The organism is Brucella intermedia LMG 3301 (genome assembly GCF_000182645.1).
GTDB lineage: Bacteria > Pseudomonadota > Alphaproteobacteria > Rhizobiales > Rhizobiaceae > Brucella > Brucella intermedia.
In genome coordinates this window covers 23,924-48,589 of record NZ_ACQA01000004.1, presented here as the reverse complement: position 1 = coordinate 48,589, position 24,666 = coordinate 23,924, and the positions used below count along the sequence as shown (strand labels likewise).

Here is a 24,666-nt window from a genome sequence, read left to right as displayed (position 1 = left end):
CTAGGTATCTTCAGACGGTTCGGATTTCAACTGTAATTATTGGTTATTGACCCAATATTTGTCATCTTTGTAGTCGGCGGGAATCGGGTTCATCGCCTGCAACACGAACGACGCTTGGTATAAGGGCTGTCGATAATCGGCTGATGCTATCAAAATCTGTTGCCATTCGGCTGCTGTGATTGTGACGGGGCCTGTTTCGGTAAAGATTCCAATGCGCCCCATTTGATCGTTTCGATTGATGAACGCCTGGGCAAGAGGCGTTACTTCATCCATCCAGCGCCGCATATCCGTTTCCGTGGTGCCTATATGATGGACCCCTCGGTTATCCCCAAAATCGTAATCGAAACCAAGCTGCAGTCTTCGATCACGTTCCGTCACAACATCATCGACTGTTGGATCCGGGCTTATCAATGCCGATCCGGTCCATATTTTGCCGTAGACATTGCCGCCGGGTCCATAAGTCATCCCGTAATTCTGATCGATGCCGATAATCGTATAACCCGCGATTTGTGTTTGCTGAAAGTCATCAGTCATCGTAACGACACGGTTATCGTCATCGACAGCGATGTAGTATGGATGGGGATATTGTTTGGCAATTTCAAACCAATCGACACCATCACTGTTTCTAAAAATTCGTATAGGATGCCGTTGAGCAGGGGCAAAAATTGGCTTTCCATCGTCGTCCACGCCGGTCTGTACCGGGGGGATTTCAACGGTGTCGCGCGTTTCGATCATTTTGCCGAAGTTTTTCATTACCAACCTCCTAGTGCTCGCCAACCAGCATTGGGGATGTAAATTTGCGGCTGTCGGGCACCGAAATAATACTGATCACCGCCTTTGCGGTACGCATAGGTAAAGACATAACCACTTGGTGCATGCCAACCTGTGTCCCTCTCCATTGCATGTTCCACATAACCGGCAAACCTCGTATCAGTAACGCGCCAGTTGTCCTGATCTGCGATCGTCCCTTGAGACCAACCGCCTACCGCGCCGGCATTGGCGGCATAGCCGGCGTTACCCGTGATATGCATCCAGTACGTTCCGCCGTCGCCATAGGCGGCGGTTGCCGTGCCTTTATAAACTGGCCCACCCAAGCGCAGTGAACCATCAACTCTGAACTCGGCCACAACGCCCTCATTGCCACTGGCGTTGATATGCTGGATCGCGAACCCGGCTGCTTGACCGTTCGCAAAATTAATGATGCCCGCAGACCAGATGCCCGCCCAGCCTGTGTTATTATACTTTCCTGCGATGACCGGCGCATACGACGAACCGTTAAGTGTCGCTGATGCATGGAAAGGTGCGCCACGCGTGAACATGCCCGCGTACGCTCCGCCCTCGGCGGATGTCCAGAACGAGGAACGGGTGCCGGAAACAGCCACACCTTCAATCGGGCCGTTCATCTTGCCGCCGGAACGCGGCAACAGTCTGTTGACCAAGCCGGACCAACTGAAGCGCTTTAGTTTGCGCGCAACCATGTCGAACCAGAAAAAGCGGGCGTCTTCGTTATCGAAGTTTTCATTTTCCCACTGTGCGGCTTCCATCGCCGAAGGCACGACCTCGAATATGGCCGAAGTTGTCAAACGCAGATCAACGCGAGCGCCCGCCGCGAATGCCTTTGCAGTGGTCCCTTCTTTCCCGCGCTCGACGGTTATTATCGCACCGACGCGGGCCGTCGCCTTCACAATCTCCATATTGCCCGCGTTATCGACGAGCGTGAGAGGAAACCAATCACCTGCGGCAGGGTTTGGAAATCTACCGGCGTCCGCTGTCAGAACCGAAAGATTGGTGTCGTCTGCATCGATGGCCGCGGCCAACAGGGACGTAGCGTTATTGGTAAGAACAACCGCCATTATCGGCACTCCTTAATGCGAAGCTTGAAGCAAACGACCTTCGTCCGGCCCTGCACTGTGGTCACGGTGAGCGAAATTTGTGCGGTATCGCCGTTCGCCCCGCCAGAAATCCAAAGGCGCACACTGCGGTCGGTATAGTCGCCGCGGTCGATGACGGCCGCGCTATCGGCAACCGTGGCCTCCCAGTCTCGGATGCGGTCATCCCCGGTAAGCCATTCATCGAACGAAACATCATAATCCAGCACGTCGCCGGGGTTTTTCATAAGCAGCGCAAGGCTCATGCCGGGTCCTCGTTATCTGGATTACCGATGTGTCGGTCGGAATCGGGAACGATAATCGTCCTTTCATCATGAAGGACATTCAGCGGTGCGGGTGCTGCGGGAACAGCCAGCCATCGCAGATCTTCGAGTACGCGCATCACTCGTGTTTCTTCTGTGGGCGTCATGCGCACATGGGGCATGCGTATCGACGACAGAAAGACGATTGAACCTCCGGCGAAAATCTGGCGGCGTGCCGTGGCCGTGGCTTTCCCATCGAAGCGGATTGGCCCGGAAGCCGGGAGCCCGACGCGACGGACGGCCGTGGCAGTTTCCTTGAACTTCATAACGTCTTTGCCGGAGATCGGCGAAAACGATCGAAGGTTGACAGTCGACATAAAACGAATGAGGCCAGAGCCAATAGCGCGTTGTCGCCGTACTATTCTTGCCTTGCTCTGTGTAAGCACAATCTGGCCGGTTGCTACGGCTGCGCGACGGGCATGTAGATCGTTCTTCCCTGCCAGCCGGATAACGCCCAAGCCACCGGCAGAACGGCGACGGATGGCAATTGCGCCAGATTTGAAAACAACGATTCCTTTTGCCCGCGCTGCATGTCTCTGACTGATATTGGCCAGCGTGCTGAAAACAATAGTGGCTGTGCCAGTGGCAGTTACCCGCCGGTGCGGATCTACGTCGCCCACGAAACCAATTGCCATCGTGTCGTTTATCGCAGCGCGGCGGGTTGCGTCGAGCGTGCCGCTCACTCCCATAGTCATAGTGCCGGACAAAGCATGCACTATCGCGCCTTCATTGATAGCGAAGGCGTTGATGAAAGTGCCTGCAATGGTTCCGGCATTGACCATTACTGTATCTCAAGCCCCAGTTCGTTCGGGTGGATGACCACTTCGTCAGTTGGGTTGAGGACCTTCTGATAAGTCAGGGCACCAGACCAAATGCAGTTGCCGCCGTTCAGCGCATCCCATATCGACCAGTGGGTCAACGTCACCGTTTCCGCGCCGTCCATCGTTGGAAACAGAAGCTGCTTGGTATTGCTGGACTTCTTCGCGGCGCCCGCCGTGAAGCCTGTATCAACCGCGCCGCCCTGCGCTGCTTGCATCCGTTTGTAACCAGGCCATTTCGCAAGTGTGACCTCCGAAGCGCCATTCAGACCCGGATCTGCCGTATGGAGGGACACGTAAGCGTGAGTGGGCGGCACAAACGCAACGCCACGCACAAGAAGGTCGATAACTTTATTTCCGGTATAGGTGGTCGCAGGCATGTCACCCTCACATGTAGCTTGGTTTGGTACGGAGAGGCGCGCGCAATTGCGTTCGCGTGTGGTTCGTGCGGAGTGTGTCGAGCCCACCCTCAAACTTGGCTAGTAGCCGTGCACCAAGCTGCGGGTTTGCAAGCTCTGCATCTGGCATCAAGAGAATTTCGCCCGCTGCGCCCTGCCACAGCAATGTGCCGTGCTGACTGACGATATCGGACGGCAGCACATCGCATTCTATGCTCGGCTTGAGCCAGAGCCGCACGTGAACGGTGCACTTGTTCGCCGGATAGAGGCGTAGCGTGTTCGCTGAAAGCTGCGTGACAAAGCGTGGGATATTCTCACCGGGCTTGTCATCCATCCAGTTCGGATATCGCCGGTCCAATTCCTCGGCACGGATGCGCTCAAGCGGGCGTCCGTTCATCGTGGCAGTTTCGATGCGATAAATCTCTGCCTGCGGAACGGCCATCAGATATTCGCATGGATCGTTCTCGCCGAAGTTCAGCACATCGGTGTCGCGCCATACCGGCACGGCCTCGCAAAGCTCGATGGCCTTGTCGATGATGTTGGACTCGATCAGCGGAATCGGCGCTGCCGGTGCCTGACGGCGCACACGATCCACAATCGGGTCAAGATTGACGAGCCGCATTAACCAGTCCTCCGCGCGTTCGGGCTGGAATTAGCCTCAACCTGTGTCTTGATGCCGATAGCCTGGGCGAAAGCCTGATAGTGCAGTGCACCGCGTCCGGCATCCGCGCCGGTGGCGTCCTTCGTCTGCGCGCGGTAGCACACATAGTCGATGATCGGCTCTGAATATGGCTCTGGCAAACCTACCGGCACTTCATAGGACTTGATATCGTCCGGATCGCCGGTCGCCACGATCGGTGCAACCTCACACGCAACGGTGATATCCAGTTTGCCTTTGCCGTCATTGGCCGGATAGACGAAATATTCGGTCGGGTTCTTTTCGTCGAACAGGTAATGCAGAGCTGCAGGACGCTTGCGGCGCTCGCTATGCCAGTCGGGATCGGACATATCCATCTTCTGGATGGAAACGGGCGTCACAGCCTTACCGGGCGTACCGTCCGGATTGATGTTGCGTCGGGCTGCAATGAACATCATGGGGCGTGGGTCAATGTCGGTCGGGAGCTTCTGCTTGGTGCCCTTCTCCAGATCCACGGTGATAGAGTGCGTGTTCGCCGATGGCTTCGCAATCAGGATTGCGTTGATGGCGCTGTCGATCCAGCCGGCGAGCTCCGGCAAAGGCCAGCGAACCGCTTCCGGGTCGATGAGAAGCGTTTGCGCTTTCTGTATGATTTCACTGGCCTTAACCATTCGTTAACCAACCTTACTCGGCGTTAACTTTCGTTGCAGCGTCGGCCTTTTTTGGGCGACCTGCCTTCTTCTTTTCAGGCTTTGCAACGTCGCTGGCGTCTGGCTGCGGCGTAACCGTGGTGCCCTCGCCTTCCGGTGCCTTCTGCTGCTCGCCTGGCTGACCGTTCGGCTGCTGGCTTTCATCGCCCTTCTGGCCGTCCTGATCGCCATTGGAGGCGTCCGCATCCTCGCCCTCGCCGTTTTCATCGCTGTTCGCGCCTGAATTATCGCCACCGTTGCCGGTGTCATCGGCGGACTGCTGATTGCTCGCACCCGGCTCGACGATCTGCGACACGACTTCCATGTCGTCATCGTTGACGATCTGCTCGGTCTGGACGGCATCGCCAAGGATCATGTCGTCCGGCAGCAGCCGGTAATGCTGGGTTGAAAGGAAGCACTGGGCGTGAAGCTGGCTTGGCACATTCGCGACAGCGCGGCCATGTTCGTCAGTGGTGAAGTTATAGGCGACGCCACCGACATAAATATCGGACTGCGGGCCAAGCAGGCATTGAATGCGAGGCATGATGTTCCCTCCGGGGTTGATGGGAAAACGGCCACGGAAAGCTTGACGCCCGCCGTGGCCGCTTATCACTCTTTCGTCTGGCGCTTCTCGCCCCGTGGATTAAGCGACAACGGTAAGAGTAATGCCGATGGCAACCGCGGCAGTGGGCGCGGTCGTAATCTTCACGCCGATCCCGCGGGCTGCGTCGTTCGACGGGATGCGATAGGCGCTTGGCTTCGTCGGGCGGAAAACCGCGTCGGCGGTCAGATCCTGCGCGGCAGCGATTTCGGCGCCGCAAGTGCGTTCGGCATCTTCCTTGCCCCAGTCGCCAGTCATCACGCCGATATCGCCGCTCACTGCGCCGTCTGCATCGATGACCGCCTCCACAGGACGGCAACCGGGCGGAATGCATGCGATTTCGACGATATCGCCCACGGCGGCAGTTGCCGGGATCGTGGCGACATAGCGCTGCGTGGTGGCATAGCCAGCGCCGCGAGGATAGGTGACAGGGGTTTTGCCCTTTGCCGCATCACTCTTGAAATGGGTCATTGTCGTAGCTCCGATGGAGAAATCTGAAATGCGACGTGCCGCCCGTCATGGGCGGCGCGCTAATCACTTCTTCTTGGGCCGGGAGGCGTAAGTATCGAGCGCGACCACGCCATAGTCGCGGTCGTTGAAGCGCGTCTTCTTCACGCCGAAGATGATGCCTGCGGCAACGGTCGGTTCGTTGTCGTAGTCGCGCATTTCTTCTTTCCACGTGAAGCGCATGCCGCCGGTGGAGCCATACGCCACCACGCCGGCCTGACGGCCCATGAACAGGGCGCGTGCTGCGGGCTGTGCACCGTCGGCACCGTAGTCGTCGAAGCGGATCACGCGCTGATGGCTGTGCAGCACGCAATTGTTGATCATGCCCAGCCCGCCCTTGAAGATCGGATTATTCCGGCCCTCGGCAGCGGCAGCGGCCTTCTGGATTTCCAGCCAGCCTGCGGTGTCGCTCGTGCGCAGGTCGTATTCCTGGAACAGAGACATAACGCAGACGTAGTGGGATTCACCGTTGATGGTGACAGGCTGCATGTTGGCATTGTCGGGATTGAGCGAACGCATCATGCCGGCATGAACAACAGCACGTTCGATCAGGTCGCGGTCCATCTTGGACGTGGAACTGATCGTCGCCTTGCTGTCGGCATCGCCGCCGTAAAGGATATGATCGTTGTCCGGTGCCTGAATCGGGTTCGTGGCATGGCCGGTGTAGGTGACTTCTTCGGTGAAGTCCTCATTCATGCCGCGCGCGCCGGACACATAGATGAAGTTGATTTCATCCATGTACTTCGCCCAGTACTCGGACAAGCGGGCCTTGGCAGTCTTGCGAAGGTCATGAGCGGTGCGCTTGCGGGACATTTTACCGCCAGCGGAGACCGGGTGGCGGAGCTGGTCGATCTTCACTTCATCCGAATAGAAGCGAAGCTGTTCTTCCTTGCCCTCGATGCGATTGTCGCCGGGGGTTGGTTTCTGGCGGAGCTGCGCCGACAGATCGAAATGGATCGTGTCGCCGGCTTCCTTCTCAAGATCAGTGAGGCGTTGGATGATGGCATTATCATCCTCGCCCATGAACTTGCGGGCCCAGTAGCTCTGCGTTTCAACGGAAGCGAATAGTGCGCCCGACCAACGGGCAACGGCAAGCGGACTGCCAAACGGAATCGTGGTCTTTGCGGCCATGACGTGTATCTCCGGGTTTCTCGGGCAGAAGCACGTCATGCGCAAACTGTGCGCTCATAATTACTCGTAACAGCAGGCCAATGCAATAGCGGATTTGGAGCCGCGCGGCGAGTTATGGAACAGCTTTATGTCAACAAATGTAAACATCGAGGCTTCATCCGAATGGCCGCAAATTGCCGTCAACGGAGCAAAATTGAATTTCCCAGAATCGGCTATTTGCTCTATTGTCGCGTCTGAAAGACATTGGTGATGTTATGGTCGCAAAGCGAGCGCGCAGGATCGCCGATAAGCTGCGCATGAAAGCAAAGTGTCGGCGCTTATATCCGCACGATAAAAAGGCCAGAGCGGCAGAGTATCTTGCTGTGTGCTCCTGTGCCATGTGTGGCAATCCACGCCGGTATTTCGGCGAAAAGACAATTCAGGAACGCCGGTTTGCGGCGTTTGCAGCAGAGTAGAGCAACGGTAGCTCACTTGGTTCATACCCAAGAGGTAGCAGGTTCGACTCCTGCCTCTGCAACCAGTTTCGAGGCGGTGCCTCAACAGAATGCGAGAGGGAGACACACATTCCCACCCTGTCTACGGATAGGCTCGCACAGAGTGCGAGGCGCAAAAGCTGAACCGGATAGGGGAAACTCTCACAATGCCGGTCAGATGGAGCGATCGATGTGATGCCATCGCCTCGCACCAAATCAGAACGGCGGCGTGGAAAGCGGACACGCTAAATGATGGGGATCAAGGTTCATCGGGTTGCTGAACACGGCAATGTCTAGAGCCAGTCTGGATAAGAGACGTTAACTACGCCCTTGATCCTAAGTGCAGCCGGGGTAGCGTCCGGCCCGTTCTGATATTCGGCCTTCGCTTAATGGTAGGGCATCGCACTTTGAATGCGTCTGTCTTGTTTCGATCCCAAGAGGCCGATCCACTTACTACTACTCCCGAGATTGATAATTCTTGACAGCGCCGCCAAAACGGCGCTTTCGTTTCCTATTCGTTCTCGTTTGGCGGCGGAACATCAAACATGCTTCCGGCAAAAGGAGAAAAGCGATGAATGAATACGTGCAGCGATATGCGAATTGCGAGTTCCACGTAGAGCAGTGGACAGATGACGATTTGAGGGTCGACACCCTTCTAAGCTGTTCGGTGAATGCACTTATCGCCAGGGCGGCATACGAGGAAGCTACCCGGCAGCGCCCAACGCGGATTGTACGTCTTCGCCACCGGGCGCGCATCATCGCAGAGCACATACCCGACAATTTACGCCAAGCCGTGTAGCAATAAGGGCCGCGATCTGCGGCCCTTCCTGTCAGTTTGCGATTATTCGCAGGTTCCCGATTTTGTCAGTACGGTCGCGGGCGCCCGGTTATTCCCCGCGTAAAGCGAGGCGGGATAACGCCGTCATCCAAGATGCGTATCGGGTAAATGTCGGTTGCGAAGACAAGCTTGACCGCCCGGCCTTGCTTGTCTTCGACCTTAACAACAGCCGCCTCCCCGATCTGGACGGCTTTGCCTATCCCTACCGTCAATGCCAGCATTAGCCACCGTACCGCAAAAATTCGTCCTGCTGCTCCGGCGACATGGCTTTGAACCTCTTTTCATACTCAAGCGGCTCGGAGACGGCGAGGCGGCTCAGGTAAGCGAAATGTCCGTTATCGTCCGAAGCGTCGTTGATATCGTCGGAAGGCAAGCCGTTGAGGTTCGGCGGCATATCCCGCTTGGCTGGCTGCTTTGCCGGTTTCTTTTCGGACTTGTCGCCCTTCGCAGCCTTGGGGTCTTTCTTGTCGTTGGCCGATGGTTTGGCAGACTTAGCTGGCAAACCCAGTTCTGCCTGGATCTCGGCGTGTGCCTTACGCACAAGATCGATCGATAACGGACTGGCGCCATTCTTGCGCGCTTCCGCCTGCGCGCTTTTCACCTTGTCATTCAGGAGATTGAACAGGAGCCCGCCGGGCTTGTACTGCTGATTTTCGGCCAGGAACTGATCCACCTGTCCAAGATAGGCCGCGCTGGCGTCCTCAATCGCCGCCTCGGCTTTCCCCTGCGCTTTTAACTGGGTCGCGAGCTCGGTGCGAAATTCCTTGTCCTTCTCAAGAAATTCCTCGCGAGTGATCTCCCCGTCATCGAACTGTTCGAGCAACTGGGCCTGTTTCTGCTCGATAGCTTCGATTTCACTTTGAATACGGCGCGGCGCGTCGAAATCAACCTGCTTTGCGGCTGGCGCAGGCTGGGCTTCGTCGGCCTGCGCGTCCTCGGACTGATCCTCGGCGGCAGTTTCGGTGCCATCCTCGCTCGCGTCCGCATCGTCGTCTTCCTCTCCGGAATCCGCTTCGTCGTCGGCGCCGCCGTCATCATCCTGTTCTTCGTCGCCATCGCCGTCATCATCCCCGCCGGCATCGTCGTCGTGGTTGTCCTCGGCTTCTTCGTCCGTGGTGCCCTCGTCTTCATCTTCGGCCAGCATAAGCTCGTAGCCTTCTCGCTCGGCGTCGGTGAGCTGCGCAAGCTGTTCTTCGGTCAATCGATCCATAATTTATTCTCCACGGTAGCGGGATGGGGTTAGAAGGGCCGAGGCCCGATTATTGTAGCGGCGGCTCCATTGGCTGCTGTGGCGTTGGGGATAAAGGCTGGTTCAGTTGTTCGGGCGTTGCTCCGCCCGCTTCGGGTGGCATTTGTGGATCTTGCGGCTGCATGATTTCCTGCTGCGCGCGCTGTTCTTGCTCGGCCTGCGCAGCCTGTACTTGGGAGGCGCGCATTTCGTCCTCCGCCGCTTCCTCCATATCGGTACGCGATACAAATCCGCTCTCGTGCAGAATGTGGTCGGCAATCTGCAATGTTTGTGGTGCGGCCACGGCGTCACGAGCCGCGACGAGTGCCTTTTGCTGCGCGTCCACCTTGTCGTTGACGCTCTTGTCGGCAATCGCCTTGGTCTGCGCTTCCTTGAAGCCAGCATCGGCATGCTTTTTGCGAATGTCGGCCATTGCGTCCTCTTTCTGGATCGCTGCCGCTTCTTCCGCCGCCTTCTGCGCCGCAATTTCTTCTTCCGTGACCTCGTTTGGATCGGCGTCCGGATCGCGCTGATTGTTGATCTGTCGAATGCGGCGCACGAGTTCTTCCACGTTGGGCATATCGGACGTTTCGACAATAAGATCGAGCAAGGCGATTGTGACGTTCGGCGGCAACTTTTGGGCCAGTTCCATCAGAGACTGGAAGTTGGCTTGGCGTAGCGTGGCGTTCCATGTCTGGTCGGAAATGACATAATCCGCCTTGGTGCGGATAATATCGTTTTCAGGCAGGCCATCGTTGATATCGACGTATTGCGGTGTGCCGCGTGTGTTCGTGATCCGGAAGGATTTCTTCTCGCTCATGAACTGTTCAATGTTCGCGAGTACCTTTTCACCCCGTACCTGTTCGGCGAACATAAGATTGTCAAAAAACTTCGCGGTTGCCAGCGAGCCTTGCTCTTGCCGCCGTTGGATAGCGATGCCCGATACGGCATTCGTTGTACGTCCGAGAACTTCGTCGGTAACGCCTGAAGCCTGCTGGATCATACCGATTGAACGGCTCATAAGCTCCAAATGACCCTGCGCGAGCTCGCGCTCGGCATTGAGCTCAACCTTCTTGCCCGTTTTTACAACCAATACCGCATCCGGGCGCGAAGCTTCCTCGGTGAAGGCGTCCAGATCGTCCGTCGCGCCTTCCTCCATAATGATTTTGTTGGAGGAAAGAATGTAAAGCGCCTTGGAGGCGCGCTTGTTCACATCGACCTGAATATCTTTCAGCCGGCGGATAATGCCATAAGGCAGATTGTTGCGGCCGCGCCGATAGCCCCAAATCGGCGTCAACGGGAATTGATTGTGCCGGTAGGGCGAAGGGCCGAAATACAGCATGCCCGCGGTTGTGAAAATCGCAACGTGCATGCGCATGGTGGGGCGCGCAACAATTTCGGATTCGCCACTCTCAACGGCTTCTTTGTGAGCCGGCGAGAACGGGTCGTATATTTCTCCGGAGAATACGCCGCCGCGCAGCTTTTCCGTTGTTGATGGAATACGCACCCATGCCTCGATAACGCGGACGCGCTGGCGTTCATATGTGCCAAGATTTGAGGAAGCAACAGATGCCGATTTTGAGTGCTCAAGCTCAATTTCGTGCTGATCGGTGATCTCGTCGGAAAGCTCGTCGAGCCCGTTCACGCCAGGCGATAATTGTGCAGCATTCTGCAGAACGCCGATGCGTTCGGGGAATATCGCAGAAATGATATCGAAATCGAACCATTTCATGCGGAAGATATAGCGCGCGTCGGACAGGTCCGGCTCGGTCGCTGCGCTGTCGTGAAGGATGTTCCGCCAATTTTCATAGCGCGAATAGAGCGGTTCGCCATCGGAATCGGCGTCAAAGCCATCTTCCATCCAACCGACGCCAACGCGCACCGCATCTTCAAACGCTCGCGAACGTGAGAACGGCGTGCGATTCACGTCCGAGAGATATTTCATCAGTTCAGTTTTGCGTTGGGCCGGCTTCGAGTCCTCCTTGCGCCTGGGCAAAACCTTCGCATCGGTGCGGGTGCGCTTCTCCGATCCGGTTATCCAGTCCACCGAGGCGCTTATGACATTGTAGACGAGCGGCACCTGCCCGCGATCTTCCAATGTTTGTGCATCTTCGGCTGACCACTGAATATTGTCGTAGAAATCTTCTTCAATCGCCATTTCCCGGCGATTTTCGGATTGCCGATCCTGCTCTGTCACGAACAGCGACATCAACTCGCGATGCTTTTTGACCATAAGCCCATCGTCAAGCTTATGCGCCCTGATCGGTTTATCGACAGGTTTGCTCTTAGGGATCGGGGATTCATATTTGGTCGTGCGGACGGAACCGTCCTGCGCGTTGAGGTCAAACATAATCCTTCACCTCAACTTCGCGGGTCTGACCAGTCGTATTGTTGGTTACGATGATTTCGGCCACCACGCGCTGCTCAAGCGGCGGCAGAGGCGGAATATTGACCAGATCGCCAAGATGCTCGTGAATGAGTGACAGAAGGCGGATAGCGTTCACTTTGCCGGGCGTGAGGCGCAGAGCATCGAGGAAACCGGCGACCGTGTGCGCCGCTTGTCGCGGATCGCCAAACGTTTCGTTCCAAATCCAAGCCCGTTCCAGCGGTATGAGGCAAGGAACGGTGTGGGGATTGGTTTCCTCGCCGGTGCGGATCAGCACCATGCAGGGGCGAAACTGGCCCTCAATGCGAAGCCATGTACCGATCAGGGTAATTTCACCGCGCACATAATAAAATGCGCGCGCTCTCAAATCGAGAACGGGCTGCGACATACAATGCTCCTCGGTTCGGGGCGAGAAGCTCCATTATTTTGAAGCATAACCGCCGCCGTGTAAATACGGGTGCTATTGTGTCAGACGGCCATTCCTCCTCGACGTGCCCGGTTCGGGCGCTGTTGCTTATTGGCGAAAATTGCGTCGCCAAGCTGCGCTTTTTGCATTATCGCATCGGCGGCGTGCTGGTGTCCGTTTTGTGCTGGGTAGCTGGTCCACACGCCATGTCTTGCATTCCACTGTTTCTGGTATTTTTCCAGATGGTTAATACCGTTCTTACAGTTTTCTTCGTCAAAAACATAGCGGCTGAACTCTGTACGCAGAAGATTAATTGCCAAAACCTTGTCGGGCGTGACTGGCACGATTTCGATGTTGCGAAGGCCAAGCTCTGCCAGCATATCGGCGTAGGTATCGAGCGAGAACGTGCCGATGCGGCGATGCGCGCCATCGTGTGGCAGATAATGAGCGGCATAATTGTAGGGCTTCGACAGGACCTCTCGGGCATAAAAGGCCGGAGCCTCGCCGTTGCACTCGTAAAAGTCTATGAAATGAAACATATTGCCGTTGATCTGCATGAACCAAATGGCTGTGTCATCGTCGGTGCCGATATCCCAAAACGTATAGACCGGCTTTGATGGGTCATGCTTGAATACGCCGATGCGCCCCTGCCTGCGCGCCAGCGAAAGCTGATCAGCCAGAAACTTGCCTTCGGTGGATTGCTGGAAAGCTTCTTCAAGAGTGGTCGGGAACTGCGACCACATCATTTCCTGATCGCCCGAAAACTCCACGTCGCGCTGCTGAACGTACCAGGCGCGCTTGTTGAGCGATATCTCGCGTCCGATGAGCCCTTCCATGCGGTCGAAATAAGCATGGTCTTTGGGCGATATCGTTATGTGTTCCGGATCTTCGACCTCGTATTCTGGAGCATCCCACCATGACGCAAAATGCAGGCGATAGTCTTTGCGGGTTAGCTGGCGCCCGGATTCCGCTACCGCTTTCGCCTGCATAACCTTGGTTGTAAAATCGCCGTCCGCGCCTTGCGCCGTGGCTTCAATAATGATGGTGCCATATTCTGCGGCCGGCAGCGCGCCGGATTGGATTTCCTTCGCGTGCTCCGGGTTCTTGGCGCAAATCTCGCCGTATTCCGATACGTGCAACCACGACAGCGTGCGTCCGCGCGCCGTAGTGCCGATTATCATTTCGGAACCGTTCTTCCATTCAAGGCGCTTGGCGTTATCAACGACAAGAGGAACGTTCCGCAACACGAAGTCGGGCAAACGATCATAGGCGAACATGATCTTGTCATCGCGGATGGCGCGGGCCAATTCCAAGTCCTGCGCGATAATTGCAGCCTTCGTGTTCAACACAAAAAGGCACGCATCGAGGATCATCAACTGAACAAGCGTCGAAAAACCGCGCTGGCGAGCCTTCGGAATAAGGTTCCGGAACCAAAGTTTGCGCATGAATTCTTCCTGCGCATCATTGGGGTGAAATATTACGGTTTCACCGTACTTGTTGCGGATATGATAAAGGTTGCGGATGCGCCAATCGGGATCGGCGAGCAAAGCAATGCGTTCTGCGTCGGTGAGCTTGTCGAACCCACGCATCGCTTAGTTTTCCTTTGGCGCAAAAGACTTGCCAGCGATTTGGTTCCACAGATCCTGCATCGGATTGGAAAGATCGAGCTCGACCTTTTCTTTCCATGCGCCCAGGTGCTTTCCGAGCAGCTCCTTGCGCCGCACCTTGTCGGAAACTTTCACTTCAACAACGTTTCCCACGTGCACGGAGTTGCCGTCTTCGTCCTTTTCCCACAGCTCGCGGGTTTTTATTCCGGCGACGAGCCCGCCGACGCGCCACAGCATGGGCCATTCGCGCACAGGCTTTAGGCAATTGTTATCATCGTAAAGGTCGGCCAGATCGGCGCGGTTTTCGTCGGCCAGCTCCTTAATGATGGCTTCAACGTCCACGACGATGCGAGCCTGCATTTCTTCATGCAATTGCTGCAGGCGGTCCTGCACGATGGCGTAGCCGCAAAGCCTGCTGCCCTGCTGGCGCGCGGTTTTTTCCGAATAGCCAGCGCGAATAGCGGCCTGCGTGGCGTTCATGTCCTTCATGTATTCCGAGCAGAACGTTTGCATTTGCATGTTCAACTCACGTGGCTCCGGCGTTGAGCGAGCCTTTCGAGGCTTTTTGGGCTCTGCCGTTGTCTTTGTCATGTACGGTCACTCGCGGAAATGAGGATGCGCGCCTGGCTAACAAGCCTCTCGTGTGATGCTCGAAGGAGCGCAGCATCAAGCCGGATATCCGGCTGCTGTTCTTCGCACTCGCGAACCAAGGCATCGAGCAGCAGCGCCAGCGTCGGGCATTTGGTGTAGATCGGGTGCGCGGCCAGAAAGGCCGGTACCGTCACGGTCAACCATTCGTCTTCTGCTGGCGCTGCGCTGTTCATGCCGCCTCGATAGAGGCCAGCCGGTCGCGCAGTATTGTCACCGCTTCATCGCGTGGTGCGACCAGAAACCGGACGAGATCATTCTGCGAGGCAAACCATTCCCGTTTTGCCCCGACCCAACCCGACTTGTGGTTCGTGAGCTCGGCAATTGCGGACTCGATTTCGATTATGCGGACGTCTTTCTTGTCGGGCATCGCGTCAGCTCATTCCCAAGGCGTCCATATAGAGTTGAAGCATCGCTTCTTCCTCCTGACGCTCGTGGTCCTCCTTCTTGCGAAGGCGAATGATCGTGCGCACCACGGCGGAATCGAAGCCGGAACCTTTGAGCTCCGCGTAGACTTCCTTGATATCGTCGCCGATGGTTTTCTTTTCTTCCTCAAGGCGCTCGATGCGCTCAATGAAGGCGCGCAGTTGCCCCACGGCAATGGTTTGGGCTTCGGAAGTGATATCGTCGCTCATAGGCTCAACTCCTTGAACGCGATACCAAGCCGGTCAAACGCGCGGGCAACCCGTCGACGGGTTCCATCAGCGTGTTCCGCCAATCGTGGGATCACGCCATCTGGAATAGATGATGCAGTTTCGCTGTCGCTTGCTGGCTCACCCCCATATAGTACATCGAGAAAGTTGTTCACCGCGCGTGCGAGCTCGTCGGCTGTGTCAAGCGCTTGATAAACTGGCGCCAATGGCGGGCGAGGTGGTTGCTGGGCGGAGCCTGCAAGCCTGTCTTCTCTATCCGGATAGTTCTTCATTTCATACTTTCTCCTGTGTGAACGCCTTGGATTTGCTTTCTGACGCGCTCGGCGATGTAGGTCAGAACGCTTTCGGACCGCGGTCCCCCACGCCTTGATCGTTTCGGCTTTTTGTAGCTTCGCGGTTCAAGGATGGTGACGATGATCTGCTGATCTGTATCGATGACAGCGGTGAAGTTGCGCGTGTCGATCGCTGCAAATTTATTCGCGATTGCAACGGCAACAGTCGGGATCATGATCGACCGCCGTACCTCGTCGAATGTGGTGCGGGCACATTTACAGTGCAGGGATGCCCGCTCAATCTCCGGCAAATGTTTTGTGCCGGGCACCGTGATGCCGATAACGCGCTGCACATAGCGCGTAATGGCGTGGTAAGTTACCCGGTGCAGCAATTCGTCGGCTGGAGGTGGTGGAAGCATCATGCAGCGCCGCCATTTATGGTTCGCCGCCTGTCCGCTTTGATCTGCTCAATGATGGGTTTGTTATTCTGGCACCAGAGCAAGGTTTCTCGAATAGCTTCCTGTGTCGCGCGTCGATAATCGGCCTGCTTGCCCCCGCGGCCTTCCGCGATGATGGCGTCAATCTCTTGAAGCTGTGCTTGGATGGAGCGTTTGACGGGCAATTTTTCACCGAGCGAAAAGCGTTGAGGACATTGCGCCTCAAAATATCGCCTATCGTCGATATCTTCAATGTCTACTATTGACGATATCTTGTCTACGCCTGTAACAAACCACTGTAAATATCGTAATTATTTGCTATAAATCGCATCATGGACAGCTTGAGTTGGCGGGATCGGCTTTTAGCCGCAATCGAAAAAAAGGGTTTGAATCTACGAACGGCCTCAATCCGGGCGGGGAAAAGCCCGTCCTATCTTCACTCGCTTCTTACCCGCAATCAAAAGCCGAGCGTTGAGTCTATCGTTGAGGTCGCGCAGGGTCTCGAAATCAGTCCGTTATGGCTGATTTTCAATCTCGACATTGATCCGGAAACGGAAAAACTTATTCTTCGATATCAATCGCTGGACCCGAAACGCCGCGAAGCCGTGCAGAGCATGGTTGAAGCAATGCTTCCCGTTACCGAAGACCAGGACGAAGACGCGCCAGAATCAGACAATAAGTCCTAGCTCCCGCCGGAGCTTCTTTTTTGCGTCGTCTGAAAGAGACAATACATTCATCGTGAATTTTTTGAGTTCCTGATATCCGGCTCCCTGCCCGATATCGGTTCCCTCGCGTCCTCCGTTGCGAGTGTTCGTTCCCTGTTCACTCCGAATGTACTCTGCTGACATTTTACCCTCACCGACCCGCCGTCATATCGATTATCGAGGACGACCCAGCCTGCATTTAAGACCCATTGCGGTATGCATTTCAAGCGGAACAGCAAATGTTCCCCTTTCGTTTTCATCATATTAACGTAAAAAATCGCTTTTAGTCGATATTTTTCTATTGCGTTTATCGCCTATAGTAGATAACTTCGATTTCATAACTGGTGGAATATCAACGGACGGAGATGGCTTATGAGCCGCTTTGGAACTGGCCCGCAAGGCGGGCGCGGAACGAAAAATCGCGCCCCGAAATACGAATGCCTTTCTGATATCCTCGCTCAGCGCGACGAAATTGACGCCACTCACAATCGGCACATTTCTTTCGTCGCCTTCACGCTTATCGCCTGCATCATTTTTCTCGGCTTCGCCGCAATGGTGTCCGCAGCTCAATCGTCCGCAATGGATCGCTGCCAGCAGAGCGCCAGCTTCGACACCTGTTTCACGACACTAAACCGATAACCCAATCATCTGCGCCGGGTGGCTTGTTGCTAACCCCCCCCGCCCCATGGCCAGTCGGTCGCAGATGATCCGCCGGTGACAGAAGCATCCCCCCGCCCCTCAAGCCCATGTCACCGGCGGAATTTCTTCGGAGCACAGCGCGTTGCGTTTTGCTGTGCCCTGTAGTGCGTCCGCTGGCCGGTTACAGCCACAATCGCCAGCGGACGCCTCACTCAAGAGGAACGCGACATGACAAACAAAGAAGCATCGATCGATTTTACTGATTTCGAGAATGCAGCCGACGCCTCGGTCATGCTCGCTCAGATAGCGTGCGCTCAAGATGGTGATCCCGTTTCAGTTGACAAAAAACACATCGACGCATCGAAAATCTATCCGTTACCCCCAAAGTCTACGCGCGTTGGCATCGACTGGGGCCAAGACAAAACCACGGGCTCTGACGTTGATCTTCCCACACCGCAGCAGCTTCTTGCGCAGGAGATTAAGTCCGCGCAGGCTGCTGCCGACGCCAACTCTGCAAAGCGTCTCGGTTTCGTTGGCGAATATCAGCGACGTGCTCTAGAAATTCGGTCCCTGCGCGAGCGCCTGGCCAAACTCGAGCTTGCACAGAAAGGGACCATCGCAAGAATCAAATTCTGCGACAAGGCTGCTGCAGCTCACCGCCAGAACATTTTCGCGCTGCAGGAAGCCGGACGATGACGGCCAGCGCACGCGGGCTGTTCCGCGCAACCGGGAAAAAGCCGAAAACCGTAAAAGCTCTGCTCGACGGGCAGGTGGTGGAAACTGCTGGTCTCGCACGCGAAAAGAACGATTTTTACCCGACGCCAGCCGAGCCTACGCGTGCATTCTTGAACGCTGAATTGCAGCGGCTTCGTGACTTCCCGTCGATTTGGGAGCCGGCCGCAGGCGATGGCGCTATGGTTCGGGAGTTGGAGTCGCTTGGTTTCCGGGTCCACGCATCGGATTTGATTGACCGTGGCTGCGATGCGGAGATCCGTTCGTTCTACGATTATTCGGAAGCGCCCTGCCCTGCGATCTTCACCAACCCACCATATCAGGAATGCGGATGGGGTAACGGAAAGGCGCGTTGGCTCTTTCACGCCCTTGATACCCTCAATGTCGAATACATGGCCCTGCTGCTGAATTGGAACTGGCCCGGAGCGGCAGGACTCGGCCCCTTCTGGCAGAGGTTTCCACCGGCGCGCGTCTACATCATGCGCTGGAAGATCGACTTTACCGGCCAAGGTGCGCCGCCGATGCTTAGCGGCTGGTTCGTTTGGGACAAAGCCGCTCGCGGCGAGACTGTGCTTCGCACCCTCGACCGGAAGGACGCCCGCCAAGGCGAACTGTTTTCGGAGGTTCGCAAATAATGCCAGCCTACCGCTCCCCCGCCGAAGCTGAAATTCGTGATGCCGTTGTTGCATTCCTGCGCCAGCATCGCCCGAACGCTCGCATCATCCACGAAATCAACGCATCGTTCGGCGGAAACCGCATCGATGTGATGGCGGTCGACCGTGCGGAAATTATCGCCGTCGAGATAAAATCCGCCAAAGACAAGCTGGCTCGGCTCGACAGCCAGATGAAAGCAATGAAGCGGGTTGCACACCATGCGCTCGCCGTCTTGCATGAGAAATTCCTTGTTGAAAGGCCATCGAACAAGTCCACCGCCCATTTTGAGCGCGACGGTGCGTATTACCGTTACGACCGCCCCGAAGGGTTTGAACATGACCGCGATGTTTGGATTTTCCCGCAAAAACCGCGCGCCCTGAATCCGGGTTACGACTGGTTGGCGAAGTGGCCGGAACCGAATTTGCAGCCATTCACAGCACTACCCGAAACGGCGCTGCAAATCCTGTGGCACGAAGAATTGCGCGACCTGTGCAACCTGCTGTCAATTCCGACCGGAAAGCGCCCAACGAACGCGAGCATGATTAATTCGCTGCGCTGGCTCGCCACCGGGCGAGACATTACGCGTGGAATATGCTGGTCGCTGCGCGCCCGTGAATGCATCGAAGCCGATCCGGCCATCATAGAGGGGTGGGCGGCATGAACACGTCATCTGGCGATAGCTTTTTCACGGCGAAGAATTTCTACGATGAAGGGATCAGCAAATTTGATCCCAATCATTGCGAACTGTTGATCGAAGCCGGCGTGCGTCGCCTGTCGCAAGGGCGCGGGCCGGTTTACGCCGCAACCCGACTCCAGCGTCTGGCTGACATTTGCGCCGGCGTCCACGTGCTGCCAATCGAGCATTGGAACAGGAAGCCGGGGAAAAGCGAGGAAGCGCCAGCGCCCGCCGCAAAGCCAGAAAAGCCAAGCCGCTATCTGTTACGCGCTGTAGCCTTTGCCGCGTTCGGCGTTGGCTGGCTCGCTTGCCTCGCGTTCATGACCGTCATTGATATTGCGAGGCTGGCGCTATGACCCAGCTCAATCTATTCGACGCATTGCGCGCCCCGCCAACGGTCCGTCCAGTGGACCCGTATGGCGACGTAATACAGAGCGAGCCTCACGAACGCTTGGCGACCACGAGTAAACGTTACGCCTGGCATCATGCTGTTATCGAATTGCACCAACATGTTGACGGCATGTGGATGTGGTCTGTCAGCTTCCGATGTGGCGACCATGAGGGCGGATATCGTGTTGGGCCGAAGTGGGGCAAATTCGCCGAAACTCGCGATGATGCATTGTTCTACGCCTGTGCGGAGCTGCGCGCGTACATTCGGGACAACAACCACTCGGACGCGAAGCTGATCCAACATTGGATCGAGACAATTCTCCCGGTGCTGGCATGACGCAGTATCACCCCGACGAGATTTTCACGATCAAAGAAGCCTGCGAACGCATTCTCAAGAATGCATGTAAGCCCTCGCACCTGCGCAATGAACACAAGGCCGGTAGGCTGTCGCTGCTGAAAATCGGCAAGCGGTATTGCGTCACCCCCGCCATGTTGAACGACTGGTTGCAGCTATGCCTAAGAAAGCGCTCCCGCCTCGCCTCTACTTCAACCGAAGTGAAGGTGTCTGGATCATCCGCGATCGATCATACGCAAAGCGCACTGGATGCCTTGAGCATGAACGTGAGCAAGCTGAAAAAGCCCTCGCGGAATACATCGCGCTCAAGCACTCCAACCCAGCCGAAACCAAACGGGCGGACCGGATCGTGATAGCGCAAGTCCTGCTCACCTATTCGCAAGAGCACCTGCCGGAAACAGCAGCTCCGCGCTCGACGGCCTATGGCCTGACGGCACTTTCCAAATGGTGGGGCCGGAAACTTCTTTCCGAAATCACGAAACAAACGTGCCGGGACTATGAAACCCATCGCTTGAACGGCAAGCGTCCGGTGAAGCCCGGAACCATCCGGCGCGAGCTGGCGATATTGCTGTCAGCAATTAATTTCTGGAACAAGAATTACGGCCCGGTGGACTCGCTCCCTGTCGTGCATATGCCGCCGCCCTCCCCTTCCCGCACCCGCTGGCTGACCAAGACGGAGGCCGCGCGCCTGCTGGCCGCTGCGCTCGGCTGGCGGAAGGTGAACGGGAAAATTACGCGAGACCGGCAGAGCATCAACCGCCATCTGGCGCGCATGATCCTGCTCGGAATCTACACTGGCTCGCGCCTTACCGTTCTGCTGACCGTTCAATGGGAGCGGAACGACCGCGCCGGTTACATCGATCTGAACGAAGAAATCATGTACCGCAAAGCCGAAGGCGAGCGCGAAACCAAGAAGCGCAAGCCGCCGGTGAAGCTCGGCCGGAAAATCCTATTCCATCTGAAACGCTGGAAGCGGCTCGACCAGGCGGAACAGGCGCGTATTGCCGCCCAGGCGGGAACGCGCGAGCAAATCACGTTCTTCAATACCGTTGTGCACTGGCACGGCTTCGATATCGCCGACATTCGCCATGCGTGGAATCGCGCCCGTGATGCCGCCGGACTCGATGCCAAGGTGACGCCGCACATTCTGCGCCACACCCGCGCGACATGGTTGATGCGCGCCGGTGTCGACATTTGGGAAGCCAGCCATTCGCTCGGCATGTCCACGAAAACGCTGGAAGCCGTCTACGGCCACCATCACGCCAGTTTCCAATCAAAAGCGGCAGAGGTCTGAAAATGCAAGTCAACGTCATCAATCCCCGTACCAATCTCCCATGCTATCGCTTGCATTCTGCGGAATGGGACGAATTGCTGTCGGACGAAGATACATTTTTCTCCTGCATCAATCTCCCACGCATTGACGTGGTGCGCACCGATACAAGTGAAGGGCGATCATTCGTCAATCTTCATATTCATGTCGCTGCGGCATGGGTCACAGAAGACATGCATGTAGTGTCGGTCGCCGCCGCTGACGATGACACGAAAAAGCTGTTCGCCTCTTTCATTCCTGCCGAAATGGACAGGTCATTTGATCTCGAAAACTTCCCAACATTTTTCGGCGTGATTGAGCGTGTCTTGCTCGACAAAATAGCGAGGGATTTGCTGCGCGATGCACAAGCTGACGGCGCCGCTCAACGTTCTGCGACGAGGCATTGAAAATGACCTCACCGGCGTGCGCTATCACAGAAACCCCACCTATCCTGTACGCAGTTTGTACGGGGTTGGCGCGTGCTATTTCCACACCCTTGAAAACACTCGAAAAAAGCCGCTCAAAACGGCTTCCCCTAGTCCATGTGGTATATTGTGGGGGTAGCGCACTACGCAATTTTGCAGCGTTTTTGACTGCGCTTCACCGCACTTCACCAGCCGGAAAATGCAGAACATTTCCTGTACGGGAGAGCGGAAAAATGCGCCCCAAAAACACGCCCGAAAAAGCGGAAAAAAAGCCCTTCATCATCGCCTTCAATCCGGAGCCGAAAGAGCAATTTCGGAAGGTCTGGAAGGGGTGGCAGTTCAAGGCTCCGAAGCGCCACTACCGGCTTATCCTGACCCCTGTTGCGAATCATGTCAGCGCCGCGCCGCGCATCGTTGGCGATTTCACGAAATTGCAGTCCGCGCTCGATGCCGCAATTCAGATCGAGAGCCCGCAGCTTTATCGGCTCTCCATTTTCAATTCTCGCGGATTGGCCGTCATCCGCAATGCGGGGCGCAACCCGGAGAAGGTCGAACGCGCTCCTCGTCAGCCGAAGGCGGAGTACGACGCCAGCAAGAACATGCACCGCCCTATCACTATCGAAAAACTGATTGGCCTGAATGAGCGCATCACGCGCAAAGGCGAGTATCGGAGCCGATAATATGACGACAGCCATTCACGGAAAGCCGCCACGGCTCGATTACATTCCCGTCGCGCAGATCTATACCGACCACAATTATCAGCGCGAGCTCGACGAGCGGCGGGTGCAAAAGCTGGTCAAGGGTTTTGCCTGGACGAAATTCGGCGCAATTTCTTTGATCGAAAACGGCCCGGATAAATTCGCTGTCGTCGATGGCCAACACCGCCTTGAGGCCGCGCGTCGGCTCGGTTTCGATAGCGTTCCATCCTCCATCACGAATGCCGGGCAATTTAAAACCGAAGCCGAAATTTTCTTGGCGCTTAATCGGGATCGCAAGAACGTGACCCCGATCGAGCGATACTGGGCCGGGCTCGCCGCCGAAGATCCTGAAACCGTCCGCGCGAAAAAGGTGCTGGACGCTTGCGGTTGCGAAGTTTCGCCCGCCATTGGGGTTAAGAAGCCGAATTATACGAATGCGATCACGGCCTTGATGCGCTCTATTTCCTACTACGGCGAGAAGGCTACGCGCGAAGCGATAGAAATAATTCGCACGGCTTGGCCCGATGATGTGAACGCGCTGCGCGGCGTCATCATTATGGGGCTGGCTGCAGTCATCAGCAACAATGCCGATTACAAGCGCGAGCGCATGCAAAAGGTGCTCGCCGCGTCCAACATCGACACCATGATCACCGGCGCAGAAGCCATTCGCAAGCTTTCAAAAGGCTCCGCGAGTTCCGCGTTGTCGAAAGCAATCATCGAAATCTACAACCACGGTTACTCGGGAGCCCGCATAGGATGACCGCGAACAATTCTCACGTTGATGCTTCCCCGCATTGGTTTGAGCTGGCGCTGATGACCAGTCTGACGAAAGAGGTCAGTCCCGCGGATTGGGTGGGCTATGAGCGCTCGCCGGTGGAAATGAAGTCCGACCGCACCCCACGCCTGCAAGCAAGCAGCTTCCCGGCCAATGAGGGTAAGAAGATCGTCACTGTTACGCATGCGGTCCTTGTTCGGTGCACCGAGACCGAACAGCTGCCGTTGGCACGTTTTCAGCTCGACCGTCCTCATGAGATCAGGCCGGGTTTCTCAATGACCCTGGCATTCAAAAATCCCCTCATCCCCCAGTCCATTTTGAACCCGATCGGATAGGTCACCCATGGAAACCAGATTCAGAATTAAGGCCATCGCCGCAGATCGGGGAATTAAGCTTTCCGACTTGGCGGCGACTGTGGGCGTATCGCTCAACCACTTTTCCACCATCACACGCAACCGCCGCAAGACGGTCAAGATTGAGCTGATTGGCAGGCTCTGCGCAGCGCTCGACTGCACCCCTAATGAACTGATCGAAATTCGCACGGATGGCGACGAGGCGCGATCATGAGCGACGCAATCTTGAACGTGCGTTTCGGCGAATGGCACGTGCAGATATTGCGCGCGCCCGCCCGTTCCTGCGCATTTCTCACAACCCTTATCACGCCCGTGCTCGCAAGCAGGAAGCCAACTGGCGTTGGTTTGAAATCTATTGAGGCGTCCGCATGACTGTGAAGCGCCCCTATTGGCTCACCAAATCTCAGTTTGACTATCTGCGCACACTGGCACCGAACGAGGCTCTAACGGAAGCCGCCCGCATAAAAGCAGAATATGCGAAAAAGGATGCCGAAAAGTATCAGCGGAACCGAGCACGCCGCGATGCGCAAAATCTGCAAAATAAGCACAAAAATCGTAAGCGCACCAATGCAACGAGCCGCCGTTCTTATGCGAAGCGAAAAGAGGACCCTGAACGTTACGCAAAATACTGCGCTGATAAGCGTGCGTATCAACGCTTGTACTACAGCCAAGGCAAAAAGCAGGTCCAGACAGAGAAGAAGCGCGAGCGGGATCGCCGCAAGCGCCAGCGTATCAAAACGCAGCTACTTGCCCGCGACAATCCAGCCGAAATGCGCAAGCAAATCCGAGCCCACGTGCCTGGCTATTTGATCGCGTCCGCACAGATGGACGTTATCAATTCCGTCATGGTGCAGATTCTGGATCGCAAGGTTCCGTTCAACGAACTGGCAGCATGGGTGAAACAAGCCGTTACTGCCTACAACCGCCAGTACGATCACTTCAAAAACATTTCTATCGACGCCCCGATTGCCGGGACGGACGGACTTACACGCGCCGATCTACTCGATAGCGAAACGTTCCATTTTTAAAGGATCAC

Annotated in this window: 36 protein-coding genes and 2 tRNA genes; 18 read left to right on the top strand and 20 right to left on the bottom strand. The window is 56.2% G+C overall.

The window, feature by feature from the left end; translation table 11 throughout:
• Window positions 1–36: 36 nt before the first annotated feature.
• From OINT_RS22625 to OINT_RS22360, 10 genes are all read right to left on the bottom strand, one after another.
• Window positions 37–753 (bottom strand): hypothetical protein, encoded by a 717-nt coding sequence (locus OINT_RS22625; RefSeq protein WP_050791060.1) that lies wholly within the window; start codon window positions 751–753, stop codon window positions 37–39.
• Window positions 753–1,853 (bottom strand): hypothetical protein, encoded by a 1,101-nt coding sequence (locus OINT_RS22620; protein ID WP_050791059.1) that lies wholly within the window; start codon window positions 1,851–1,853, stop codon window positions 753–755. The genes OINT_RS22625 and OINT_RS22620 overlap by 1 nt, the downstream gene beginning before the upstream one ends.
• Entirely contained in the window at window positions 1,853–2,134 is a 282-nt protein-coding gene (locus OINT_RS22395) for a phage fiber-tail adaptor protein (RefSeq protein ID WP_006470193.1), read from the bottom strand. Before OINT_RS22395 ends, OINT_RS22620 begins: the two co-directional genes overlap by 1 nt.
• Window positions 2,131–2,973 carry a hypothetical protein gene (locus tag OINT_RS22390; RefSeq protein ID WP_006470192.1) on the bottom strand — a complete coding sequence of 281 codons (843 nt, stop codon included), beginning with the start codon at window positions 2,971–2,973 and terminating at the stop codon, window positions 2,131–2,133. Before OINT_RS22390 ends, OINT_RS22395 begins: the two co-directional genes overlap by 4 nt.
• On the bottom strand, window positions 2,973–3,389 hold the full coding sequence (locus OINT_RS22385) for a phage tail fiber protein (RefSeq protein ID WP_006470191.1): 417 nt from the start codon (window positions 3,387–3,389) through the stop codon (window positions 2,973–2,975). The genes OINT_RS22390 and OINT_RS22385 overlap by 1 nt, the downstream gene beginning before the upstream one ends.
• Window positions 3,390–3,396: 7 nt before the next feature.
• The gene (locus tag OINT_RS22380) at window positions 3,397–4,029 is read right to left on the bottom strand and encodes a phage adaptor protein (RefSeq protein ID WP_006470190.1); all 633 of its coding nucleotides are present in this window, start codon (window positions 4,027–4,029) and stop codon (window positions 3,397–3,399) included.
• The gene (locus tag OINT_RS22375) at window positions 4,029–4,715 is read right to left on the bottom strand and encodes a phage adaptor protein (protein WP_006470189.1); all 687 of its coding nucleotides are present in this window, start codon (window positions 4,713–4,715) and stop codon (window positions 4,029–4,031) included. Before OINT_RS22375 ends, OINT_RS22380 begins: the two co-directional genes overlap by 1 nt.
• 13 nt (window positions 4,716–4,728) lie before the next feature.
• Window positions 4,729–5,277, bottom strand: a complete 549-nt coding sequence (locus tag OINT_RS22615; RefSeq protein WP_006470188.1) for a hypothetical protein — start codon at window positions 5,275–5,277, stop codon at window positions 4,729–4,731.
• A gap of 99 nt (window positions 5,278–5,376) precedes the next feature.
• Window positions 5,377–5,805 (bottom strand): hypothetical protein, encoded by a 429-nt coding sequence (locus OINT_RS22365; RefSeq protein WP_006470187.1) that lies wholly within the window; start codon window positions 5,803–5,805, stop codon window positions 5,377–5,379.
• 63 nt (window positions 5,806–5,868) lie between these two features.
• On the bottom strand, window positions 5,869–6,972 hold the full coding sequence (locus OINT_RS22360) for a N4-gp56 family major capsid protein (protein WP_039853667.1): 1,104 nt from the start codon (window positions 6,970–6,972) through the stop codon (window positions 5,869–5,871).
• Between the two features lie 445 nt (window positions 6,973–7,417).
• On the opposite strand from OINT_RS22360, the gene OINT_RS22355 reads away from it, so the two are divergent.
• Together OINT_RS22355 and OINT_RS22350 are read left to right on the top strand one after the other, a co-directional pair.
• Window positions 7,418–7,492, top strand: a tRNA-Met gene (locus OINT_RS22355).
• Between the two features lie 328 nt (window positions 7,493–7,820).
• A tRNA-Gln gene (locus OINT_RS22350) sits at window positions 7,821–7,894 on the top strand.
• 609 nt (window positions 7,895–8,503) lie between these two features.
• Here OINT_RS22350 and OINT_RS22335 read toward each other — a convergent pair.
• The 10 genes from OINT_RS22335 to OINT_RS23325 form a co-directional block, all read right to left on the bottom strand.
• Window positions 8,504–9,493 carry a hypothetical protein gene (locus OINT_RS22335; RefSeq protein ID WP_006470183.1) on the bottom strand — a complete coding sequence of 330 codons (990 nt, stop codon included), beginning with the start codon at window positions 9,491–9,493 and terminating at the stop codon, window positions 8,504–8,506.
• Between the two features lie 49 nt (window positions 9,494–9,542).
• Window positions 9,543–11,720 carry a portal protein gene (locus OINT_RS22330; protein ID WP_459560333.1) on the bottom strand — a complete coding sequence of 726 codons (2,178 nt, stop codon included), beginning with the start codon at window positions 11,718–11,720 and terminating at the stop codon, window positions 9,543–9,545.
• Between the two features lie 133 nt (window positions 11,721–11,853).
• Window positions 11,854–12,285, bottom strand: coding sequence for a hypothetical protein (locus tag OINT_RS22325; protein ID WP_006470181.1), 432 nt, complete (start codon window positions 12,283–12,285; stop codon window positions 11,854–11,856).
• An 80-nt stretch (window positions 12,286–12,365) separates the two neighbouring features.
• A complete protein-coding gene (locus tag OINT_RS22320; protein WP_006470180.1) occupies window positions 12,366–13,892 on the bottom strand; it encodes a phage terminase large subunit family protein in 1,527 nt (508 codons plus the stop codon).
• Window positions 13,893–13,895: 3 nt separating this feature from the next.
• A complete protein-coding gene (locus tag OINT_RS22315; protein WP_172491078.1) occupies window positions 13,896–14,429 on the bottom strand; it encodes a terminase small subunit in 534 nt (177 codons plus the stop codon).
• A gap of 68 nt (window positions 14,430–14,497) precedes the next feature.
• Window positions 14,498–14,734 (bottom strand): hypothetical protein, encoded by a 237-nt coding sequence (locus OINT_RS22310; RefSeq protein WP_006470178.1) that lies wholly within the window; start codon window positions 14,732–14,734, stop codon window positions 14,498–14,500.
• The gene (locus tag OINT_RS22305; protein WP_039853662.1) at window positions 14,731–14,928 is read right to left on the bottom strand and encodes a hypothetical protein; all 198 of its coding nucleotides are present in this window, start codon (window positions 14,926–14,928) and stop codon (window positions 14,731–14,733) included. Before OINT_RS22305 ends, OINT_RS22310 begins: the two co-directional genes overlap by 4 nt.
• 4 nt (window positions 14,929–14,932) lie before the next feature.
• Window positions 14,933–15,193 (bottom strand): DUF2312 domain-containing protein, encoded by a 261-nt coding sequence (locus OINT_RS22300; protein WP_006470177.1) that lies wholly within the window; start codon window positions 15,191–15,193, stop codon window positions 14,933–14,935.
• On the bottom strand, window positions 15,190–15,483 hold the full coding sequence (locus tag OINT_RS22295; protein WP_039853660.1) for a hypothetical protein: 294 nt from the start codon (window positions 15,481–15,483) through the stop codon (window positions 15,190–15,192). Before OINT_RS22295 ends, OINT_RS22300 begins: the two co-directional genes overlap by 4 nt.
• Window positions 15,480–15,905 (bottom strand): hypothetical protein, encoded by a 426-nt coding sequence (locus OINT_RS23325; RefSeq protein WP_006470176.1) that lies wholly within the window; start codon window positions 15,903–15,905, stop codon window positions 15,480–15,482. The genes OINT_RS22295 and OINT_RS23325 overlap by 4 nt, the downstream gene beginning before the upstream one ends.
• Between OINT_RS23325 and OINT_RS23725 the strand changes: the two genes are divergently transcribed.
• The 16 genes from OINT_RS23725 to OINT_RS22215 all read left to right on the top strand — a co-directional run bounded on the left by OINT_RS23725 (window position 15,893) and on the right by OINT_RS22215 (window position 24,658).
• Window positions 15,893–16,186, top strand: a complete 294-nt coding sequence (locus OINT_RS23725; RefSeq protein ID WP_050791056.1) for a hypothetical protein — start codon at window positions 15,893–15,895, stop codon at window positions 16,184–16,186. The genes OINT_RS23325 and OINT_RS23725 overlap by 13 nt on opposite strands.
• A gap of 66 nt (window positions 16,187–16,252) precedes the next feature.
• Window positions 16,253–16,606: a helix-turn-helix domain-containing protein gene (locus tag OINT_RS22280; RefSeq protein WP_138920933.1), complete on the top strand. Its 354-nt coding sequence runs from the start codon at window positions 16,253–16,255 to the stop codon at window positions 16,604–16,606.
• A gap of 390 nt (window positions 16,607–16,996) precedes the next feature.
• Window positions 16,997–17,263, top strand: coding sequence for a hypothetical protein (locus OINT_RS22275; protein WP_039853657.1), 267 nt, complete (start codon window positions 16,997–16,999; stop codon window positions 17,261–17,263).
• Window positions 17,264–17,491: 228 nt separating this feature from the next.
• Window positions 17,492–17,959, top strand: coding sequence for a hypothetical protein (locus OINT_RS22270; RefSeq protein ID WP_039853655.1), 468 nt, complete (start codon window positions 17,492–17,494; stop codon window positions 17,957–17,959).
• Window positions 17,956–18,630, top strand: a complete 675-nt coding sequence (locus OINT_RS22265) for a hypothetical protein (protein WP_039853653.1) — start codon at window positions 17,956–17,958, stop codon at window positions 18,628–18,630. The genes OINT_RS22270 and OINT_RS22265 overlap by 4 nt, the downstream gene beginning before the upstream one ends.
• Complete coding sequence (locus tag OINT_RS22260) at window positions 18,630–19,310, top strand: hypothetical protein (protein WP_006470173.1); 681 nt, start codon at window positions 18,630–18,632, stop codon at window positions 19,308–19,310. Before OINT_RS22265 ends, OINT_RS22260 begins: the two co-directional genes overlap by 1 nt.
• A complete protein-coding gene (locus OINT_RS22255) occupies window positions 19,307–19,681 on the top strand; it encodes a hypothetical protein (protein WP_138920932.1) in 375 nt (124 codons plus the stop codon). The genes OINT_RS22260 and OINT_RS22255 overlap by 4 nt, the downstream gene beginning before the upstream one ends.
• Window positions 19,678–20,052 carry a hypothetical protein gene (locus tag OINT_RS22250; protein WP_039853646.1) on the top strand — a complete coding sequence of 125 codons (375 nt, stop codon included), beginning with the start codon at window positions 19,678–19,680 and terminating at the stop codon, window positions 20,050–20,052. The genes OINT_RS22255 and OINT_RS22250 overlap by 4 nt, the downstream gene beginning before the upstream one ends.
• Window positions 20,049–20,423, top strand: coding sequence for a hypothetical protein (locus tag OINT_RS23980; RefSeq protein ID WP_172491076.1), 375 nt, complete (start codon window positions 20,049–20,051; stop codon window positions 20,421–20,423). The genes OINT_RS22250 and OINT_RS23980 overlap by 4 nt, the downstream gene beginning before the upstream one ends.
• Window positions 20,420–21,364: a tyrosine-type recombinase/integrase gene (locus tag OINT_RS22245; RefSeq protein WP_172491077.1), complete on the top strand. Its 945-nt coding sequence runs from the start codon at window positions 20,420–20,422 to the stop codon at window positions 21,362–21,364. Before OINT_RS23980 ends, OINT_RS22245 begins: the two co-directional genes overlap by 4 nt.
• A 2-nt stretch (window positions 21,365–21,366) precedes the next feature.
• Window positions 21,367–21,786, top strand: a complete 420-nt coding sequence (locus OINT_RS22240; RefSeq protein ID WP_039853645.1) for a hypothetical protein — start codon at window positions 21,367–21,369, stop codon at window positions 21,784–21,786.
• 2 nt (window positions 21,787–21,788) lie between these two features.
• Window positions 21,789–22,484 carry a hypothetical protein gene (locus OINT_RS23720; protein WP_138920931.1) on the top strand — a complete coding sequence of 232 codons (696 nt, stop codon included), beginning with the start codon at window positions 21,789–21,791 and terminating at the stop codon, window positions 22,482–22,484.
• 1 nt (window position 22,485) lies between these two features.
• Window positions 22,486–23,262, top strand: coding sequence for a ParB/RepB/Spo0J family partition protein (locus OINT_RS22230; RefSeq protein ID WP_039853641.1), 777 nt, complete (start codon window positions 22,486–22,488; stop codon window positions 23,260–23,262).
• On the top strand, window positions 23,259–23,612 hold the full coding sequence (locus OINT_RS22225; protein WP_039853639.1) for a hypothetical protein: 354 nt from the start codon (window positions 23,259–23,261) through the stop codon (window positions 23,610–23,612). The genes OINT_RS22230 and OINT_RS22225 overlap by 4 nt, the downstream gene beginning before the upstream one ends.
• 7 nt (window positions 23,613–23,619) lie before the next feature.
• Window positions 23,620–23,844, top strand: a complete 225-nt coding sequence (locus OINT_RS22220) for a helix-turn-helix domain-containing protein (protein ID WP_039853637.1) — start codon at window positions 23,620–23,622, stop codon at window positions 23,842–23,844.
• Window positions 23,845–23,998: 154 nt separating this feature from the next.
• Entirely contained in the window at window positions 23,999–24,658 is a 660-nt protein-coding gene (locus OINT_RS22215; protein ID WP_039853634.1) for a hypothetical protein, read from the top strand.
• The last annotated feature ends 8 nt before the right edge of the window (window positions 24,659–24,666 follow it).